This is a genomic window from Caballeronia sp. LZ033 (assembly GCF_031451265.1).
Classification (GTDB): domain Bacteria; phylum Pseudomonadota; class Gammaproteobacteria; order Burkholderiales; family Burkholderiaceae; genus Caballeronia.
The window spans coordinates 2,576,950-2,595,740 of sequence record NZ_JARUXQ010000001.1 but is presented as its reverse complement, the minus strand read 5'-3'; the positions used below and the strand labels follow the sequence as shown (position 1 = coordinate 2,595,740).

Here is an 18,791-nt window from a genome sequence, read left to right as displayed (position 1 = left end):
GCTGCCTTGGACGATGCGCAGGACGCGGGCCGCGTCAGCTGCGTCCGTAGTTGTCGTCGAAGCGGACGATATCGTCTTCGCCCAGATATTCGCCGCTCTGCACCTCGATCATCACGAGATCCACGACGCCCGGATTCGTCAGCCGGTGCTTGTGTCCCGCGGGAATGTAGGTCGATTCGTTGGTGCGCACGTAGAACTCGTTCTCGCCGTTGACCACGAGCGCCATGCCGCTCACGACGATCCAGTGCTCGCTGCGATGATGATGCAGTTGCAGGCTGAGGCTCGCGCCGGGCTTCACTTCGATGCGCTTGATCTTGAAGCGCGAGCCTTCCTCGAGCACCGTATAGATGCCCCACGGCCGGTGGACGCTGCGATGCACCTTGTAGGCTTCGTGGCCGCTCGCCTTGAGCGCGGCATACACGTGCCGCACGTCCTGCGCGCGGTGGCGGTTGGCCACCAGCAGGGCGTCCGAGGTATCGACGATCAGCAAATCTTCCACCCCCACCGCGCCCACCAGACGGCTCTCGCTGCGCACATAGCAGTTCGAGACGTCGTGCAGCAGCGCTTCGCCTTCCACGCGATTGCCGCGTTCGTCGGCGGGCGAGAGTTCGCCCATTGCGTTCCACGAGCCGATGTCGCTCCAGCCGATATCGCAGCGCACGACCGCGACGTTCGAGGAACGCTCCATCAGCGCATAGTCGATCGAGATGTCCGGGGCGCGCGCGAGCGTGTCGGCATCGAGTTCGATCTGCGCGCCGTCCGCACCGGCGGCGCGGCGGGCGGCGTCCAGGCAGGTGCGGGTGGCGTCGAGCACGTCGGGGCAGTGCTGCGCCATCTCGGCGAGCACCGTGCCGGCGCGCAGGCAGAACATGCCGGCATTCCACAGGAAGTTGCCCGAGTCGACGTAGGCTTGCGCGGTCTCGGCATCCGGCTTCTCGACGAAGCGCCGTACCTTCGTGCCGTCCGCCTCGATATAGCCGTAGGCGGTTTCGGGAAAGGTCGGCGCAATGCCGAAGGTGACGAGCGCGCCCGCCTGCGCGAGCTGCACGGCCTGCGTCACCGCTTGCGCGAACGCGGCGTGGTTGCGCACCAGATGGTCTGCCGGCAGCACGAGCAGCAGCGCGTCTTCGCCGAGCGTGGCGGCGACGTGCAGCGCCGCGGCCGCCACGGCGACTGCCGTGTTGCGGCCGAACGGTTCAAGGATGAACGAGGCGGGCAGGGCCGCCGGATTCACTTCGCGATACTCGTCGTTGGTCTTGAAGAACAGGTCACGGTTGGTGACCGTCAGGACCTGGGCGACGCCCGGAAGCTCGGCGCCGCGCTTGAACGCTTTCTGCAGCAGGCTTTCGCCGTCTTCCAGCCGGATGAACGGCTTCGGATGCGATTCGCGCGAGACCGGCCACAGGCGAGATCCGGCGCCGCCGCAAAGAATGGTGGGGACGAGTTGAGCCGACATGTGTTGCTAGCCTCCGGATAACTTCGACAATTCCTGCGCGCGGACCCTGCCGCGCGCGCGATCTCTCAAGTGCCGACAGCCGGAACAGGTCCGCCGTCAAGCTTACAGTACATCGGCGAAGCCTCGGCGGGCGCGCTGGAACCACCAGAAGCCGAACCAGCAGACGAGGATCGAGCCGGCCATGCAGACGAGCCAACTGGTCCAGTCGGGCTGCTTGCCGAAAATGAGCGTATTGCGGCCTTCCTCGATGATGAAGGTCAGCGGATTCAGCCGGATCCAGGTCTGGTACTGCGGCGGCAGGTTCGACACGGGATAGAACACCGGCGAGAGGAACATCAGCACCGAGGTGAGGATGCCCGTGATCTGCGCGATGTCGCGCACGTACACGCCGAACGCCGACAGGAACCACGCGAAGCCCATCGCGCCGATCAGCAGCGGCGCGAGGATCAGCGGGAAGAGCAGCGCGGTCCACGGCAGCGCATGCAGCAGGATCACTTCCGCGATGAGCAGCACCAGCAGGCTGATGGCGCTGTGAAACAGCGCCGAGCCGAGCGCGACGATCGGCAGGATCTCCAGCGGGAAGATCACTTTCTTCACGTAGTTGACGTTGGCGAGGATCAGCGTGGGCGCGCGGTTGATGCATTCGGCGAGCAGGCTGTGCAGGATCAGGCCGACGAACAGGACGACGGCGAACGCGCCCTTGTTGTCGTCGAGCGTGCCCCAGCGCGCCTTGAACACCACCGAGAAGAAGAACGTGTAGACCACCAGCATCAGCACCGGATTGAAGAACGACCAGGCGAGCCCCATCGCCGAACCGCGATAGCGGCCGATCACTTCACGCTGCGTCATCTGGACGATCAATCCGCGGTTGCGCCATACGGTCTTCAGAATCGCGGCGAATGACGCGGGATGCTTCGAATGTGGATTCATCAAGTTTTGCGAATGCTGTTGCAATGGCCGGGCGCGTTTCATCAAGCGCGCAGCACATCACCCCTGCTCGTAGCGCGCGACGGTGATATGGGTGGTCCGCCCGTCGCAGGATGCAAAATTAACCGTTTTCTAGTGCGATCACGCCTTCAGCCGGTAAAAACAGCACGACGTTATCGTATTTCTTCATACGGCTGGGGCGTCGCCGCCTGCCTTTGCAGTGGGACGCAGGGGCGGCAAATTATACTGCATGCCCGTTCCGTGCCGCGGCCCGCGGGCTGGTCCAAAGACGGGCATCAGGGCGCGCCAGTGACGCACGCACCACGGCGTAAATAGAAAGAATCCGAAATGTTCCCCCGCCGGACAACCTGCGGGCAAGTCATCTTTTGATTTGAAACGTCCGTTACACTTGGTCGCTGTCGTGTAACTGCCTTCGCCGGTATCGTCGACCAGGCATTCTCTTCCTTCAGGCCGCAGTTGCAAGCACGCGCGCGCCGCTCATCGATACGTCCCCAGAGGTTCATGCCAGCGTACATCAAGGGCTTCTTCGCATCCCGAACGCTATTCCGCGCCTTCGCGGTGCTGCTGGTCACATTAGGATCACTCCATTTGTTGAGCGGCCTCGCCGACAACATGGACTTCAACCGCAGCATCACGTTCTTCATCGACAGGCCGGCCGGATTCAGTTCGCTGTTTCCGCCGCCAGGCAGCGATGAAGCACATCGGCTATTCCTCTCTTCGTGGCACGACAAATGGGTGTTCGCGCAGAGCTGGTTGCAGCGGCCCGCGCTGTTGACGCTGTCGTCCTACAAGGCCTATGTGTTCGTGCAGTCGCTGTTCGTCAGGCTGATCGACTGCGGGTCGGGCCGGTATTCGCTGATCATCGGCTCGCTGATCTCGCGCGCCATCTACTTCTGCGCGTTCATTGCGCTGTTCATGCGCCTGCGCCGCGCCGAGCATCTGCTGACCACCTGGATATTCATGCTGATTGCCGCGGTACTCGCGCTGTCGGCGGATTTCTCAGCGTATTTCAATACCTTCTTCGAGGATCAGCTGGTCATCGTGTTCCTGCCGGTGATCGCACTGTGCATCTACCGCAGCGAACGGGATGCGCAGCCGGCGCGCGCCCCGCGCTGGTGCGCGCTGCTGCTCGCCACGTTCGTCGGCGCGGCCAAGACGGCCTTCTTCCCGCTGCCGCTGATTGTCGCGCCCTTCGTGATGCCGTTGTTCGACGCACGGCGCGCGCGGCTCAAGACGGCGGCCGTGCTGACGGTCTGCGTCGCCGCGACCTTGCTGCCGGTGTTCTCGGGCGCGTTCAAGAGCATCAACCAGTACCATGCGGTCTATGCGGGCGCGTTGAGCGTGCTGTCGCCGCGGGAAATCGCAGGCATCGAGCGCATCGGCGACAAGCCCGTCCTGCGCGAATGCGTCAACGTGATCGCCTATGCACCCGACGGGCCGTCCTGCATGGAACGCGCGCACGCCCGCTATGCCGATGTGGTGCGCCTCGCCCTCGTCAAGCCGGTGATCGTGCCGCGCATCGCGCAGGCCGTGTTCGACACAGGCAACGAGATTCGCATCGGCTATCTCGGCACGAAGCTCGAGCACGGCGACAATTTCTTCAACCTGCCCGTGTTCTCGTGGTGGCGCGACCTGTATCGGGAGCGGCTCAACTATGCGATGCTCGCGTCGCTCGTCGTGGCGCTCGTGCTCATCGCGCAATACCGCGGCAGCGCGCGGGCAGGCCGGCTCGTGCTGCTGAAGATCGCGTCCTTCCTGGGGCTGTTCGGCTTCGTGGGCTATGCCACGTCCTTCGGCGATGGTCTCGCGGACAATACCCGCCATCTGATCGGCGCGAGCTATGCGCTGTCGCTGTCCGCGGTATTCTTCGTGCCGGGCGTGCTGGCATTGCTGCTGCGCGGACGCGGCGCCGAGCCGGCGGACGCGCAGGAACACGCCTGATTCAGCGCCTTATCCCCGTCGCTCCATCAACCGGATCCGGAATTTCCATGCAGCTCGTGTTGCTCTATTCGTTCTTCGCCGCCATCGCGACGCTCGCCAACATCGGCGCGCAGGATCTCTCGACGCGCATCTACGGCGGTCCGTGGCATATCGTGCTGTCCGTGCTCGTGGGCACGGGCGTCGGGCTGGTCGTGAAATACGTGCTCGACAAGAAATGGATCTTCCGCTTCAAGGCGGAGAACGCCCGTCACGACGCCACCATGTTCACGCTCTACGTGACGATGGGCCTCGTCACCACCGCGATCTTCTGGGGCGTCGAATTCGCGTTCGAGCATGTCTTCGGGACGGCCACCATGCGCTACGTGGGCGCGTGCATCGGCCTGGCGATCGGCTATGTGATCAAGTACCGGCTCGACAAGCGCTACGTGTTCCGCAGCTTCGGTGGCGAGCAGCCCGCGCTGGCCGCCCGCGACTGATCGCTCGTCCCGCCGGCGCCGTGGCGACGCGTCAGAGCGACGCGCGCTTGAAGAGGAAGCGCGGCACGTTGCGGATGATGAGCATGATGCCCCACCAGAACCACGGCGTATAAAGCACGTCCTTCTTGCGCTCGACCGCGCGCACGATGTCCTTCGCGACCTTCTCCGGCGTCGCGACCAGCGGACCCGGCAGCGGCAGCCCTTCGGTCATCGGCGTGGCGACGAAGCCCGGCTTGATGTCCAGCACATGCACGCCGACCTTGAAGAGGCGCGCGCGCAGCCCTTCAAGGAAGGCCTGCAGCGCGGCCTTGGCGCTGCCATACAGATAATTCGACGGCCGCCCGCGATCGCCCGCCACCGACGAGATCACGGCAAGCACGCCGTGCCGCTGCGCTTCGAGCCGGTTGGCGAGCGGCGTGAGAAGCGCGATCAGCGAGAGCGCATTGGTGTGAAATTCGCGCACGGCCGCCGCCGGGTCGTTCTGGCAAGCGGCCTGATCGGGCAGGGTGCCGGAGGCGACCAGCACGATATCGATGGAATCCATCTGCGCGGCGCAGGCGGCGAGCATCGCGGCGTGCTCGTCGAGCGTGTCGAGGTCGAGCCGGTACACAGCCGCCGAAGCCGCGCCGCGCGCCGTGAGATCGGCGGCGACCTGCTCCATGCGGTCCTGGTTGCGCGCCACGAGGAAGAAGCGCGCGCCTTTCGCGGCCCATTCGCGGGCACAGGCAATGGCGATGGCGGACGTGGCGCCTACGATGACGATGTTCTTCATGAGGCGATCATTCGTTTCCAGAAGTGCGACAGCATCGCGGGATCGCGAAGCGATTCGAGCTGCTGCCATTGAGGATAAGCGGCGCGGAAATCGGCGGCGGACATGTGCGCGTCCTTCGCCGGATAGATGCGTCCGCCCGCTTCGCGCACGAGGGTGTCGAGCGCGGCGAACAGCGGCGCGTTACGGGCATCGTGCTGCGGGAAGTCGAGTGCGAGCGAGGTGCCTTCCATCGGAAAGGACAGCAGCCCGGGCGACGCAATGTCGCCGCAGCGCTTGAGCACCGCGAGGAACGATCCCGTCCCGCTCGACGAGATACGGTCGAGCATCGCGCGCACCGCATCGCGCGCGGTCGCGGCCGGCACGACGCACTGGTATTGCTGGAAGCCCGCAGGTCCGTAGATGCGGTTCCATTCGAGCAGGCTGTCGAGCGGATAGAAGTAGCCGTCGTAGCCGACGCGCGACACCTCGACCGGCTTGCGCTGCTTGCGGTAGTACAGCTCGTTGAACGCGCGCAGCGTGAGGCCGTTGATGAGCGACACGGGCGGCGTGAACGGCACGCTGCGCTTGCGGCGTTGCTCGACATCGAGCGAGCCGTGGATCGCGTGATCGCCCGCCATGAAGATGCCGCGTCCGAGCGAGGCGCCGCGGCTCGCGCAATCCACCCAGGCGACGCAGTACTCGTGCTTCGCGTCGTACTCTTCCGAGAGATCGAAGAACTCGTCGAGCTTGCCGAAACGGATGCTCGTCACGTCGATCAGGCTCGTGCGGATCGGCATCAGCGCGAACTCGGCCCACAGGATCAGCCCGGTGAGCCCGAGTCCGCCGATGGTTGCCTTGAACCACTCGGGGTTCGTGTCCGGCGAGCATTCGAGCACCGTGCCGTCGCTGCGCGCGAGGCCGAACGCGCGCACGTGACGGCCGAAAGTGCCGCGCACATGATGGTTCTTGCCGTGCACGTCATTGGCGATGGCGCCGCCCAGCGTCACGTATTTCGTGCCCGGCGTGACCGGCAGCATCCAGCCGCGCGGCACCGCGACGGCGAGGATCTGCTCGAAGGTGATGCCGGGCTCGGCGCGCACGATGCCGCGGGTCCAGTCGGCCGAAATGATGCGGTCGAGCGCGAGCGTCTGGAACACGTGATCGGAACTGGCGAGGCAGACATCGCCGTAACTGCGGCCGTTGCCGAAGGCGAGCGTCGTGCCGTGCGTCTCTTGCACCCCGCGCCACTGCGCCTGCGCCTGATCGCGCCAGTGAGCGGCGTGCGGCGTCTGCGGCAGACGGGGATAGCGGCCCCAGGAAAGCAGTTCGCTCATCGGTCAGGTCGCGAGCCAGAAGGCCAGGCCGCACAGCGCGACCACCAGCAGGCTCATGCGGTCGCGCGCGGCGAACACGATGGGATCGTCGTTCATGCCGCCGCGATGCGTGATGATCCAGGTGCGGCTGATCCAGTAGAGCATGACCGGGCAGGCGAGCCAGATGTATTGCGGATGCCGGTACAGCACCGTCGTGCCCCCGTCCTGGATGTACATGGCGAGCACCAGCACCGAGATGTAGCCCGAGGCCGTGCCGAGCGACGATACCATCGAGAGGTCGTCGGACAGATAGCCGCGTCCGCGGGTTTTTTCGCGGCCGGCCTGCACCATCGCGTTCAGTTCGGCGTAACGCTTCACGAACGCGAGGCTCAGGAAGAAGAACATCGAGAAGGCGAGCAGCCAGAAAGTCAGATGCACGCTGATCGCGGCCGCCCCGGCGATGATGCGCGTCGTATAGAGCGCGGCGAGCGTGACCACATCGATCATCACGCGCCGCTTGAGCACGAGCGAATACGCGAGCGTCAGCACGTAATAGCCGAGCAGCACCGCGCTGAAGCGCCATGGCAGGAACGCGGCGGCGATGCCGAAGGCCACGGCGAGCAGCACCGGACACAAGGCCATGCCCCACAGCAGCGGCAGGGTGCCGGCGGCGAGCGGCCGCCTGCGCTTGACCGGATGATGGCGGTCGTCCTCGAGATCGAGCAGGTCGTTCAGCAGATAGACGCTCGACGCGCACAGGCCGAACGATACGAACGCGAGCACGGCATGCCCGAGCAGAGCCAGGTTGGCGAGATGATGTCCGGCGAGCAGCGGCACCAGGATCAGCAGATTCTTGAGCCACTGGTGCAGGCGCAGCGCCTTGGCCCAGACCTTGAACTGTGGCGGACGGTTTTCGAACACCTGCTCGACGTTGGCGCCGCGATTCGCGGCGCGCATCACGCCCGCATGCGGATTCACGACATAGGCACGGTCGGCCGATTGCCAGACGGCGATGTCGTCGTGCGAATTGCCGACGTAGTCGAAGCCCTTCTCGCCGTATTCGGCGACCAGCCGCTCACGCTTGCGATGCGACGAAAGATTGACGCGCTCGTCGCTGGCGAAGACGCGGACGAAGAGGCCGAGATGTTCGGCGATGCGCTTGGCGAACGACTCGTGGCTTGCCGTGGCCAGCACGAGCTCGCGGCCCGCCGCGCGCATCTCCGTCAGCCAGTTGATGACCTGGAGGTTGTACGGCAGGGTGGTCACGTCGATCGACACGTGCTCCGCGAGCCCCGCCTTGAGCGCGGGCCTGCCGCCGCTCGCGAGCCATTGCAGCGGCTGGAAGAACTTCTGCGGAAACGATCTCAGGAAGGCGAATCCGCTCTCGACGAGAATGTCGGAGCGAATCAACGTACCGTCGAGATCGACGACGATGGGCTTGCTCATTCAGTTCACGATAAGGTGATCAGGGTAAGCCCACTGCGAGGGTCCGGTCGGAGCCGAAGCAACAGCAGGGGCCGATTCGGATAGGGCATGGTCACTGCGAGTGGGCGGAATTTAGCACAAACCCAAGCTCAAAATTTTACAAATATTCCCGGCCGCGGCTTTTCCGGAGGCTCGTGCGGTTGCCGAAAAGGGTGACTTTGAGCACAATCGGTGCGGTTTCCACTTCATGACGCGGTCCGTATTCCTTTCGTGGCGCGGACACCTCTCCTTGTCCGATGAACGCGATCCCACCGCAAGGCCGGAGCACCTCAAGGCCGGAGCAAACCGGCGATGATTGCCCGCTCAGCATCTCCATCGTGGTCTATCGGCCGGATGCGGCGCTGCTCGCACGCACGGTCGAAACACTCGACGCCGCGCTGGGCCAGCTGCACGACGTGGCCGGACATACGCAGCTTTACCTGATCGACAACGGCAATCCCGGCGAGTTCGCCGATCTTCCGGCGCCATCCGACGAAGGCCTCGAGACCGTCGTGATCCGGGGGCATGGCAATGTCGGCTACGGACGTGGCCACAATCTCGCGATCGAGCGGACTCGCAGCCGCTTTCATCTGATCCTCAATCCCGATGTCGAGCTGAACGCCGACGGCCTGCGCCGCGCACTCGCCTTTCTTCAGGCGGAGCCCGATGCCGGATTGCTCGCGCCGTGGATCGGCGGCGAAGACGGTGCGCAGCAGTTCCTGTGCCGCCGCTACCCGACCGTCCTCGATTTGTTCGCGCGCGGCTTCCTGCCCGCGTCGCTGCGCAAGTTGTTCGCGCGGCGCCTGGCGCGTTATGAAATGCGCGATGTCATCGGCGAGCGGGACATCGTATGGGATCCGCCCATCGTGAGCGGCTGCTTCATGCTGTTCCGGACCGGCGTGCTCAAATCGCTCGGCGGTTTCGATCCGCGTTATTTCCTCTACTTCGAAGACTACGATCTGAGCCTGCGTACGCGAAACTTCGCGCGCGTCGTGTATGTGCCGTCGGTGCGCATCCTGCATCACGGCGGCGGCGCGGCACGCAAGGGTTCGACGCATGTGAAGCTGTTCGTCACGTCGGCGTTCCGCTTCTTCAACCGCTTCGGCTGGAAGTGGCTGTGAGCGCGCCGGGCCAACGCATCGCGGTGACCGGCGCGAACGGGTTCGTCGGCCGGGCGGTGAGCCGGGCGCTGCTCGCACGCGGCATCGCGGCGACGGGTCTCGTGCGCGCCGGCGCGGCGTGCGGGCCGGACGTCGAGGTGCGTGTGGTCGAAGGACTCGACGCGCTCGGTCCCGAAGCCTTCGCGGGTTGCGAAGCGGTGATCCATCTCGCCGCGCGCGTGCATGTGATGGGTGAGGCTGCCTCACAAGCCGAGGCGGTGCTCGAAGCCTACCGGGCGGTCAACGTGGCGGGCGCGCTCGGTGCCGCCGAGGCCGCGCGCCGCGCGGGCGCGACCCGCTTCGTGCTGATGAGCAGCATCAAGGCGCTGGGGGAACACGACCCGGGCCGTCCCTTCAGCGAGGACGACGAGCGCCGTCCGCCGGACGCGTACGGCGTCTCGAAGGCGGAAGCCGAGGTCCGGCTGCTCGAATTCGGCAGCCGCACTGGCATGGAAGTAGTGGTGGTGCGCCCGCCGCTCGTGTACGGTCCCGGCGTGCGCGCCAATTTTCTCGCGATGATGAACGCGGTCGCGCGCGGCGTGCCGCTGCCGCTCGGCGCGATCGACGCGCGCCGCAGCCTCGTGTCGGTGGACAACCTCGCGAGCGCGACGGTCGAATGCGCGCTGCATCCCGCCGCCGCGGGCCGCGTGTTCCACGTGACGGACGGCGAAGACCCGGGCGTCGCGGAACTCGTGCGCAAGCTGGGCGAGCATCTTGGCAGGCCGGCGCGGCTGGTCCCGGTGCCGCCGGGATGGCTGCGCGGCATGGCGCGGCTGGCAGGCAAGACCGCGCAGATCGAACGCCTGACGAACAGCTTGCGGGTGGATTCCAGCCGGATTCGCGAGACGCTGGGCTGGCGGGCGCCGCAGACGCTCGATCAGGGACTGGCCGTGACAGCCGAGTGGTATCGCTCGAAGCAACGTTGACCTGCGCGCGCCAGACGCAGCAACGAAGCGGCGCGCGACCGGCTGTATTCGTCTGATTTTAAAAACCGGAGCCGCCGGACAATCGCGTATCCTTTGGGGTTTTGCCAAGCGAAACTCGCCCTTCGGCGGGCGCTCTTCGCCTGGATAATCCAATAACCCTGCATGCCGCTTTCGTTATCTGACAACTCGCCGTTCATCGCCGCGATCATCGTCGCGGTGCTGGCCTTCGTCGCGTGCGTGCTGATCCTCCAGACGCTGCTGCGCACCGGCCTCGCCTGGCGCCTCGCCACCGATATCCCCAACGAACGCTCGCTGCACGAGCGGCCCACGCCGCGCGTCGGCGGCTGGGGCATCGTGCCGGCGGCTGCCGCCGCGCTGCTGGTCTGCGCGCCGTCCATGTGGCTGATCGCCGTCTGCGTGCTGTTCCTTGCCGCCGTCTCGCTGATCGACGACCGCCGCGGCCTGCCCGCACGCGTGCGCTTCGCCGCGCACTTCATCGCCGTGATCGCGGTGATCGTCGCGCATCCGGCGGCGGTGCCGTGGTGGGCGCTCGTGGTGATCGGCTTCCTGATGCTCTGGCTCGTCAATCTCTACAACTTCATGGACGGCTCGGACGGCCTCGCCGGCGGCATGGCGCTGTTCGGTTTCGCGGGCTACGCCGCCGCCGCGCTTGCCGGGCCCGCGCCTGCGCCGGCATTCGGCCTGGGCCTGGCAAGCATCGGCATTGCCGGCGCGGCAGCCGGCTTCCTGACCCTGAATTTTCATCCGGCCCGGATTTTTCTCGGCGATGCCGGGTCTATTTCCCTGGGTTTCCTCGCTGGCGCACTGGGGTACTGGGGTTGGCAGCACGGTGTGTGGCCCATCTGGTTCCCGGCGCTGGTGTTCGCGCCGTTCATCGCCGACGCCTCGGTCACGCTGGTGCGGCGGCTCGCGCGCGGCGAAAAATTTTGGCGAGCACATCGCGAGCATTACTATCAACGAATGGTGCGTATGGGTTTCGGACACGCGCGTACGGCGCTTGTCTGGTATCTGTTCATGGCGGCGGGCATAATTCTCGCCAATGGGGCGCTGCATTGTTCCCTCTCCATGCAGTGGCTGGCGGTAGCGGGCTGGGCAGTCGTGGTTGTGGCCGCGGGCGCGGTGGTCGACGCGCGTTGGCGGCGGCATGAAACGCGCCGTTCCGAACAACTTTGAGGTCCTGCTGATGAATCGAATCAAAGCTTCGTGGCTATCGGCGGGCGCATTCTTCTTCGATCTGGTCGCGGTCGCCGGTTCCTGGGTTGCCGCCTACGTCATTCGCTTCAACGGCAGTGTGCCGCCTACGTTCCGCGAGAACGCGCTCGGCGCGCTCGTCTGGGTGCTGCCGGTCTACGGCATCGTGTTCCGCGTGTTCGGCCTGTATCGCGGCATGTGGGTGTTCGCGAGCCTGCCGGACCTGATGCGCATCTCGAAGTCGGTCGTGGTGGGCGCGCTGCTCGTGATGATCGGCGCCGTGATGTGGCAGCCGCTGCCTGTCATCCCGCGTTCCGTGCTCATCGTCTCCCCGCTGCTGCTGTTCCTCACCATGGGCGGCGCGCGCGCGCTGTATCGCGCGGGCAAGGAGTTCTATCTTTACGGCGGCCTGGTCGGACAGGGCAAGCCCGTGATCGTGCTCGGCGCGGGCACGGCCGGCGCGATGCTGGCGCGCGAACTGGCGCGCTCCAGCGAATGGCGTCTCGTCGGCCTGCTCGATGACGATCCGGCCAAGCAGGGCCGCGAAGTCCTCGGGCACAAGGTGCTCGGCAAGTTCGGCGACCTGCCGAAGTTCGCGGAGCAGTACAAGACCGATTACGCGATCATCGCGATCCCGTCGGCCTCCGTCGACGAGCAGCGGCGCGTCGCCACGCTGTGCGTGCGCGCCGGCGTCAAGGTGATGGTGCTGCCGGCGCTGAGCCAGCTGACGGCGGGCGAGGGCAATTTCCTGTCGCGCGTGCGGCAGATCGACCTCGAAGACCTGCTGGGCCGCGAACCGGTGAAGATCGACATGCCGCACGTCGAGCGCCTGCTGCACGGGCGCGTCGTGATGGTGACGGGCGCGGGCGGCTCGATCGGCTCGGAGCTGTGCCGGCAGATCCTGCGCTTTTCGCCCGCGCAACTGGTGGCCTACGACCTCAGCGAATACGCGATGTACCGGCTCATCGAGGAGCTGCACGAGAAGTTTCCGGATTGCTCGGTGATTCCGGTCGTGGGCGACGCGAAGGACTCGCTGCTGCTCGACCAGACCATGGCGCGCTTCACGCCGCACATCGTCTTCCACGCGGCGGCCTACAAGCATGTGCCGCTGATGGAAGAACAGAACGCTTGGCAGGCCGTGCGCAACAACGTGCTCGGCACGCTGCGGGTGGCGCGTTCGGCGATCCGTCATGACGTGCGTCACTTCGTGCTGATTTCCACCGACAAGGCCGTCAACCCGACCAACGTGATGGGCGCCTCCAAGCGCCTCGCCGAGATGGCGTGCCAGGCCTTGCAGCAATCCGCGCCGCGCACGCAGTTCGAGACGGTGCGCTTCGGCAACGTGCTCGGCAGTGCGGGCAGCGTGATTCCGAAATTCCAGCAGCAGATTTCGAAGGGCGGTCCGGTCACGGTCACGCATCCGGAGATCACGCGCTTCTTCATGACCATTCCCGAGGCGGCGCAGCTGGTGCTGCAGGCATCCAGCATGGGGCGCGGCGGCGAGATCTTCATTCTCGACATGGGTCAGCCGGTGAAGATCGTCGATCTCGCGCGCGACCTGATCCGCCTGTACGGCTATTCGGAAGAGCAGATCCGCATCGTGTTCACGGGCTTGCGGCCGGGCGAGAAGCTCTACGAGGAACTGCTCGCCGACGACGAAACCACCACGCGCACGCCGCATCCGAAGCTCCGCATTGCGCAGGCGCGGGGCGTGCCGGACGATTTCATCGACGAGCTGCTGCCGTGGCTGATGCAGCATCGCGTGCTGTCCGACGAAGAGGTGCGCCGCGACCTGCGCCGCTGGGTGCCGGAATATCAGACCACGATGCTGCCGGTGTTGCAGAGCGTGCCGGTCGTGAAGGCGGCGAACGAGCGCAACGCGGGGCGTTGAGACACAGCGAGGCGACGCATGAAGGCGACGCTCGACGACGTACAGGCGCTGACCCACGCGGGCTCGCTGTTGTCGGGCGAGGGCATGATCGTCGCGCCGTACGACCTCGAAATCGCGGGCGGCGACGCTGCCGGGCATCGGCCGCTGGGCGCATGCGCCGGCATCCTGCACGCGGGGCGGGCGCCGTTCCAGGCAGACTATGCGAACGCACAGCGCGTGCATCTCATCAACGCGTTCGGCGTGACGCTGGGCGATTCGATCATCGGGCTGACGGCGCTGTTCGCACTCAAGCGCCGCCATCCTCATCTGAGCTTCACGATCTACCGACCGTCGCGCGCGCCGCGTTACGTGCAGCGGCTCTATGAACTGGCCGCGCCGCAGTTCGGCGAGCTGGCCGCGCTGCCGGTGCCGTTCGCGACGCTCCCGGAAGCCGACCTGAAAATCGATCTCGGCAATCAATTGTTCTGGCCGCCGTTCGCCACGCTGCCGATGATCGATTTCTTCCTGTGGGCGCTCGGGCTCGAACCGGCGAGCATCGCCGCGCACGACAAGTGCAATCGCTGGCTCGCGGACCTGCCGCTGGCGCCGTTCGAGCACCCGCCCTATGCGTTGTTCTGTCCGGGCGCGAGCACGCCGGTGCGCAGCATCAGCGCGTCGGCGCATGCCAGCATCGTCGAGCGTCTCGCCGATGCAACCGGGCTCGACGTGCTGGGCTTCGGCCCCGTCGATCACCCGCGTTACCGCGATATCGCGCCGCTGTCGGTCGATACCGAGGCCTTCCTTGCTTGGGTCGGGCACGCGCGCTGCCTGGTGACGGCGGATTCGGCGGCACTGCATGTCGCAGCGGGTTTCAACGTGCCGACCACCGCGTTCTTCACGACGATTCCCGCCAACCTGCGGGCGCGCGATTACGCAAACTGCGTTGCTGTCGAGATGGACGTGCCCGGTCTGCGCGGCATGCATGCGAGCGCCCGCGCCACTGACCTGCTGCAACTGGAGCGCGCGTTCCGCGACTACGACTGGCGCGCCATGCCGCTCGTGCAACCATTAACCGCGAACGCCGCCTGACCACTCAGTCCGGCTTGCCGGCGCTGCGCACCTGGAAGGTGGGCAGGCGGCTGTAGAGTTCCGCGACCCAGTCGATGAACACGCGCACGCGCCTCGGCTGATGCCGGTTGGCCGCATACAGCACCGACACCACGCGCGGATACGACGGATACTCCTGCAGGATTTCCTTGAGCGCGCCGCTTTTCAGCAGCGGGTCGAGCGTATAGCTGGAGGCCTGGATCAGCCCGAGTCCCGCGACGCCGGCGGCGATGTACGAATCGCCGTCGTTGACCGCGATCTGGTGTTTCATGGTGAAGCTGCGCGTCTCGCCGTTGACGCCGAATTCCCAGTTGCGCACCCGTCCCGAGTGATTCAGCACGTAGCCGATGGCGAGGTGCTGTTCGAGATCGTCGAGCGTCTGCGGTTCGCCGTGCGCCTCGATGTACTTCGGTGCGGCGCAGGTGATCTGCGTATAGGCGCCGATGCGCTTCGCCACGAGTCCGACGTCGCCGACCGCGCCCACGCGCACGACGCAATCCACGGCTTCCTCGACGAGATCCACCTGCCGGTCGGTCAGCAGCAGCTCGACGCCGATGTCCGGATACGCCGCGAAGAATTCCGGCAGCGCGGGGATGATGGTGCTCTTGGCCATCACCTGCGGCAGGCTGATCTTGATGTGCCCTTTGGGGTTGGTCTTCGAATGCGTAAGCGACGCTTCCATGTCGTCCACTTCGCCCAGCACGCGCACGCAGCGCTCGTAATAGGCTTCGCCGTCCTCGGTGATGCTGATGCTGCGCGTGGTGCGGTTGATGAGGCGCGCGCCGAGATGCGCTTCGAGCGCCTGGAGCGTGCGTGAAACGCTGGCGGGAGGCAGGCGCAGGGCGTCGGCGGCTTTGGAGAAACTGCCCGCCTCGACGACCCGCGCGAAGACTTTCATTGCAAGGAAGCGATCCATGCTCGGGGTCCGGAAACGTGTCGGCGCGGCCGCGGGGTCGCGTGGTCGCGCGCGAAGACTCAGCATGCCGGCGGCCTGCTTTTTTTCAAGCGACGATCATACTGAAGATCGCACCGGCGCGCGCCAAACATGAACGGGACGCCGTGACGCGTGAACCGGGCAAGCCGCGCGTCAGAGTCCGAGTCCCTGGCAGAGCCACCACGAGTAGTGTTCGATCATCCGCTGGAACGGCGCGTGATGGCCGTAGGCGATCGAGGAGACGGCGAGCAGGCCGACGCCCGCGGCGAGCGCGCGCGGCATCTTGCGCGGCTGGTCGAAGACGCGCGTGAGCAGGAGACCCGCCACCAATGCGCCGAGCAGCCAGCCGGCCACGACTTCGGCCGGCGTGTGCGCATCCTGGATGATGCGGCTCGCGCCGATGGCCGCCGCGAGCGCGAGCCCGCCCAGCGCACCCAGCCGGTACCACGCGCCGCCCAGGCCGCCGAACAGCAGTCCGCCGGCCACGGTATAGATCGAGGCGGCGAGCATCGTATGGCCGCTGATCATGCGCAGCTGGATGGCGGAGATTTCGACGCCGCAGCCCGCATACAGCACCTTGGAGAGCCCGACGAGTCCCATGCCGAGCGTGAGCAGCACGGCCCAGCGGATCGCGAGGCGCAGGTCCACCGAGCGCAGCCAGAGCGCGCAGACGAGCGCGAGCGGTAGCAGGAGCGCCGCGTCGCCGAGATTCGAGAGAGTCCAGAGTACCCTTGTTTCCATGCGTATTCGTTCCAGGTAACTTCACGGGCGCCGACGAAAAGGTCAACGAACGTGACGGCGCATGCGCCTATGTACTTCCGGCATCGGCCTCCTTGCGGCGGCCCGCCAGACGGTATTCGGTTGGCGAAATCGACAGCCGCTTGCGGAAGATCTTCGCGAGACCGTCGCCGCTGCCGGCGCCGCAACGCCGCGCGATCTTGTCCACCGGCAGGTCGGTGCCGGCGAGCAGCATGCAGCTCGCATCGAGCCGTGCGCGCAACAGATACTCCGACGGCGTCAGTCCGATCTGCGCCTTGAAGCGGCGCAGGAAATTGCGTTCGCTCATCGCCGCGACGCGCGCCGCATCGGCGATCGAGATCGGCCGCACGTAGTTCTCGCGAATCCAGCGCGCGGCCGCGTCGATCTTCTGGCGCACGCCGCCGCCGTCGGTGTCGTCGAGGACCGTCGCGAGCTTGTGCCATGCGCCCGGAATCGAGCGTTCCGATACTTCGCGCGCCACCGCCGAACCATAGTCCCGCTTGATGATGGACAGCGCCGCCGCGATCGGTCCTTTCGGATCATCGAGCGTGAGCGTCTGCTCGGCGATGAACAGCGGGTTCGCCATGCCGGGCAGGTGCGCGGCCGGGAACGCCGGCGCCGCTGCTTCTCCGGCGAAATCGAGCGAACGGCTCTGCACGGTGAGATTGGCCGCCGTGAGAATATGCGCGCCTTCGCCGATCGCCTTGATGAACGGAATCTTCGGCGCCACGCGGCCGAGGCGCTTGCGCAGCATCGTGTCGTGCCGCGCCTGGCGCGCGCCCGCGCCGCCCGCGATGAACAATGCATCGCATTCGTTCATCCAGCGCGTCTCCAGGCTGTCGGTCCAGATGCGCATCGAACAACTGCTCGCCACGCTGCCGCCTTCACTGGACAAAAATAGCAGCGAATAGTGCGGCGCTTCCGTGCGGTGGCCAGCATCCGCCGGCAGATGGACTTCGTTGGCAAGCGAAAAGACCTCGGAGATGGAACTCACTTCGACGAGCGAGAATTCCTCGAAGACCAGAATGCCGATCCGCTTCTCCGTGCCGGCCATGCTGGCGGGCTCAGGCTCGATGCCGGGCGTGACCCCGCGCACCACCTGAAGCCGGCCCATGCCATTGGCGTATTCCATCGACTTTCTCCCTCGACCGGAACGGGCCCTCACGGCATCCGGACCGGTCACATGCAAGGAACGCGAACCTCCGTTGAAGGCGGCGCAAGGTGCGGCAATGTGAGCTCACATGCGTCGCACTATACGCGGCAGGCAACATTCGCCACGCTCGCAGTCGGAAAAAGGCGAAGTGTTGGCAGATGATTTCGATACTCGAGGAATAAGCTCACTTCATTCCTGTCGTCTGACGAAACCGACGACGCTTTTCTCATAACAAGAGGCGTGCCGCAAACGCTCGACGACGCATCGGGCATGCCTCCCCGACAACCATGACACGAGGTGAGCCGATGCTCAAAGTACGCAAGGCGGTGTTTCCTGTCGCGGGCCTCGGCACGCGCTTCCTTCCGGCCACCAAGGCGAGCCCAAAGGAAATGCTGCCGGTGGTCGACAAGCCGCTGATCCAGTATGCGGTCGAGGAAGCGATGGCCGCGGGTATCACCGAGATGATCTTCGTCACCGGCCGCAGCAAGCGCGCGATCGAAGATCATTTCGACAAGTCCTACGAGATCGAGTCCGAGCTCGAAGCGCGCGGCAAGCAGAAGCTGCTCGACCTCGTGCGCAGCATCAAGCCGAGTCATGTCAACTGCATCTATGTGCGCCAGGCGGAAGCGCTCGGACTGGGTCACGCGGTGCTGTGCGCGGAAAAGCTGGTCGGTGCCGAGCCGTTCGCGGTCGTGCTCGCCGATGACCTGCTCGACGGCGAGCCGCCGGTGCTCTCGCAGATGGTCGATGTCTTCGATCACTATCATTCGTCGGTGATCGGCGTGGAGGAGATCGACCGGCAGGACTCGCGCTCGTATGGCGTGATCGAAGGCAAGCCGTGGGACGACGGGCTCTTCAAGCTCTCGCGCATGGTCGAGAAGCCGGAGCCGGCGCTGGCGCCGTCGAACTTCGGCGTGGTCGGCCGCTATGTGCTGATGCCGCGCGTGTTCGACTTCCTGCGCAAGCAGACGCCCGGCGCAGGCGGCGAGATCCAGCTGACCGATGCGATCCAGGCGCTGCTTACGCAGGAGCAAGTGCTGGCGTTCCGTTATCGCGGCAAGCGCTTCGATTGCGGCAGCAAGCTCGGCTACCTGAAGGCAACGGTCGAATTCGCGCTGCGTCATCCTGAAGTGCGCGACGAGTTCGAGCGCTATCTGCGCGCGCAGTTCGGTGCGCAGCAAGAGCAGCAACAAGCGCAGCAACAGGAGCAACAGGCAGTGGCCACGCCTGCCGCGGACGACGCGAGCGCGTGCCCGGTGGTCGAGGCATAACCAGTTTCTTGGCGGGAAGGATGGGCGGCGCGCAGCGATGCGCGCCGTTT

General features: G+C 65.8%; 16 protein-coding genes. 8 read left to right on the top strand and 8 right to left on the bottom strand.

Going from position 1 to position 18,791, the window contains the following annotated elements; translation table 11 throughout:
- Positions 1-34: 34 nt before the first annotated feature.
- On the bottom strand, positions 35-1,456 hold the full coding sequence (locus QCE62_RS12120; protein WP_309918128.1) for a mannose-1-phosphate guanylyltransferase/mannose-6-phosphate isomerase: 1,422 nt from the start codon (positions 1,454-1,456) through the stop codon (positions 35-37).
- Between the two features lie 102 nt (positions 1,457-1,558).
- A complete protein-coding gene (locus QCE62_RS12115) occupies positions 1,559-2,386 on the bottom strand; it encodes an ABC transporter permease (RefSeq protein WP_309918125.1) in 828 nt (275 codons plus the stop codon).
- A gap of 519 nt (positions 2,387-2,905) precedes the next feature.
- Between QCE62_RS12115 and QCE62_RS12110 the strand changes: the two genes are divergently transcribed.
- Together QCE62_RS12110 and QCE62_RS12105 are read left to right on the top strand one after the other, a co-directional pair.
- On the top strand, positions 2,906-4,345 hold the full coding sequence (locus tag QCE62_RS12110) for a hypothetical protein (RefSeq protein ID WP_309918123.1): 1,440 nt from the start codon (positions 2,906-2,908) through the stop codon (positions 4,343-4,345).
- Positions 4,346-4,392: 47 nt separating this feature from the next.
- A complete protein-coding gene (locus QCE62_RS12105; protein WP_309918119.1) occupies positions 4,393-4,821 on the top strand; it encodes a GtrA family protein in 429 nt (142 codons plus the stop codon).
- A gap of 31 nt (positions 4,822-4,852) precedes the next feature.
- Here QCE62_RS12105 and QCE62_RS12100 read toward each other — a convergent pair whose 3' ends face one another.
- The 3 genes from QCE62_RS12100 to QCE62_RS12090 are packed head-to-tail and all read right to left on the bottom strand — an operon-like array spanning position 4,853 to position 8,331.
- The gene (locus QCE62_RS12100) at positions 4,853-5,593 is read right to left on the bottom strand and encodes an SDR family oxidoreductase (protein WP_309918117.1); all 741 of its coding nucleotides are present in this window, start codon (positions 5,591-5,593) and stop codon (positions 4,853-4,855) included.
- Entirely contained in the window at positions 5,590-6,906 is a 1,317-nt protein-coding gene (locus QCE62_RS12095) for an FAD-binding oxidoreductase (protein ID WP_309918116.1), read from the bottom strand. The genes QCE62_RS12100 and QCE62_RS12095 overlap by 4 nt, the downstream gene beginning before the upstream one ends.
- Positions 6,907-6,909: 3 nt before the next feature.
- A complete protein-coding gene (locus tag QCE62_RS12090) occupies positions 6,910-8,331 on the bottom strand; it encodes a UbiA family prenyltransferase (protein ID WP_309918113.1) in 1,422 nt (473 codons plus the stop codon).
- Positions 8,332-8,606: 275 nt separating this feature from the next.
- Between QCE62_RS12090 and QCE62_RS12085 the strand changes: the two genes are divergently transcribed.
- From QCE62_RS12085 to QCE62_RS12065, 5 genes are all read left to right on the top strand, one after another.
- Complete coding sequence (locus tag QCE62_RS12085) at positions 8,607-9,470, top strand: glycosyltransferase family 2 protein (protein WP_309918110.1); 864 nt, start codon at positions 8,607-8,609, stop codon at positions 9,468-9,470.
- Positions 9,467-10,435: an NAD-dependent epimerase/dehydratase family protein gene (locus QCE62_RS12080; protein ID WP_309918108.1), complete on the top strand. Its 969-nt coding sequence runs from the start codon at positions 9,467-9,469 to the stop codon at positions 10,433-10,435. The genes QCE62_RS12085 and QCE62_RS12080 overlap by 4 nt, the downstream gene beginning before the upstream one ends.
- 162 nt (positions 10,436-10,597) lie before the next feature.
- Entirely contained in the window at positions 10,598-11,629 is a 1,032-nt protein-coding gene (locus QCE62_RS12075; protein WP_309918105.1) for a glycosyltransferase family 4 protein, read from the top strand.
- A gap of 10 nt (positions 11,630-11,639) precedes the next feature.
- A complete protein-coding gene (locus tag QCE62_RS12070; protein WP_309918102.1) occupies positions 11,640-13,538 on the top strand; it encodes a nucleoside-diphosphate sugar epimerase/dehydratase in 1,899 nt (632 codons plus the stop codon).
- Positions 13,539-13,556: 18 nt separating this feature from the next.
- The gene (locus QCE62_RS12065) at positions 13,557-14,606 is read left to right on the top strand and encodes an ADP-heptose--LPS heptosyltransferase (protein ID WP_309918100.1); all 1,050 of its coding nucleotides are present in this window, start codon (positions 13,557-13,559) and stop codon (positions 14,604-14,606) included.
- A 4-nt stretch (positions 14,607-14,610) separates the two neighbouring features.
- Here the strand turns inward: QCE62_RS12065 and QCE62_RS12060 are convergent, their stop codons facing one another.
- From QCE62_RS12060 to QCE62_RS12050, 3 genes are all read right to left on the bottom strand, one after another.
- Positions 14,611-15,540 (bottom strand): LysR family transcriptional regulator, encoded by a 930-nt coding sequence (locus QCE62_RS12060; RefSeq protein ID WP_309918097.1) that lies wholly within the window; start codon positions 15,538-15,540, stop codon positions 14,611-14,613.
- 171 nt (positions 15,541-15,711) lie between these two features.
- Complete coding sequence (locus QCE62_RS12055) at positions 15,712-16,299, bottom strand: phosphatase PAP2 family protein (protein WP_309918095.1); 588 nt, start codon at positions 16,297-16,299, stop codon at positions 15,712-15,714.
- Between the two features lie 67 nt (positions 16,300-16,366).
- On the bottom strand, positions 16,367-17,449 hold the full coding sequence (locus tag QCE62_RS12050; protein WP_309918093.1) for a helix-turn-helix domain-containing protein: 1,083 nt from the start codon (positions 17,447-17,449) through the stop codon (positions 16,367-16,369).
- A gap of 326 nt (positions 17,450-17,775) precedes the next feature.
- Between QCE62_RS12050 and galU the strand changes: the two genes are divergently transcribed.
- Entirely contained in the window at positions 17,776-18,741 is a 966-nt protein-coding gene (galU, locus tag QCE62_RS12045; protein WP_309918091.1) for a UTP--glucose-1-phosphate uridylyltransferase GalU, read from the top strand.
- Positions 18,742-18,791: the final 50 nt, after the last annotated feature.

Excerpts from the sequence above, each read along its gene's own strand:
- QCE62_RS12120 (WP_309918128.1), bottom strand. The coding sequence starts at position 1,456 with ATGTCGGCTCAACTCGTCCCCACCATTCTTTGCGGCGGCGCCGGATCT.
- QCE62_RS12115 (WP_309918125.1), bottom strand. The coding sequence starts at position 2,386 with ATGAATCCACATTCGAAGCATCCCGCGTCATTCGCCGCGATTCTGAAG.
- QCE62_RS12110 (WP_309918123.1), top strand. The coding sequence starts at position 2,906 with ATGCCAGCGTACATCAAGGGCTTCTTCGCATCCCGAACGCTATTCCGC.
- QCE62_RS12105 (WP_309918119.1), top strand. The coding sequence starts at position 4,393 with ATGCAGCTCGTGTTGCTCTATTCGTTCTTCGCCGCCATCGCGACGCTC.
- QCE62_RS12100 (WP_309918117.1), bottom strand. The coding sequence starts at position 5,593 with ATGAAGAACATCGTCATCGTAGGCGCCACGTCCGCCATCGCCATTGCC.
- QCE62_RS12095 (WP_309918116.1), bottom strand. The coding sequence starts at position 6,906 with ATGAGCGAACTGCTTTCCTGGGGCCGCTATCCCCGTCTGCCGCAGACG.
- QCE62_RS12090 (WP_309918113.1), bottom strand. The coding sequence starts at position 8,331 with ATGAGCAAGCCCATCGTCGTCGATCTCGACGGTACGTTGATTCGCTCC.
- QCE62_RS12085 (WP_309918110.1), top strand. The coding sequence starts at position 8,607 with ATGAACGCGATCCCACCGCAAGGCCGGAGCACCTCAAGGCCGGAGCAA.
- QCE62_RS12075 (WP_309918105.1), top strand. The coding sequence starts at position 10,598 with ATGCCGCTTTCGTTATCTGACAACTCGCCGTTCATCGCCGCGATCATC.
- QCE62_RS12070 (WP_309918102.1), top strand. The coding sequence starts at position 11,640 with ATGAATCGAATCAAAGCTTCGTGGCTATCGGCGGGCGCATTCTTCTTC.
- QCE62_RS12065 (WP_309918100.1), top strand. The coding sequence starts at position 13,557 with ATGAAGGCGACGCTCGACGACGTACAGGCGCTGACCCACGCGGGCTCG.
- QCE62_RS12060 (WP_309918097.1), bottom strand. The coding sequence starts at position 15,540 with ATGGATCGCTTCCTTGCAATGAAAGTCTTCGCGCGGGTCGTCGAGGCG.
- QCE62_RS12055 (WP_309918095.1), bottom strand. The coding sequence starts at position 16,299 with ATGGAAACAAGGGTACTCTGGACTCTCTCGAATCTCGGCGACGCGGCG.
- QCE62_RS12050 (WP_309918093.1), bottom strand. The coding sequence starts at position 17,449 with ATGGAATACGCCAATGGCATGGGCCGGCTTCAGGTGGTGCGCGGGGTC.
- galU (WP_309918091.1), top strand. The coding sequence starts at position 17,776 with ATGCTCAAAGTACGCAAGGCGGTGTTTCCTGTCGCGGGCCTCGGCACG.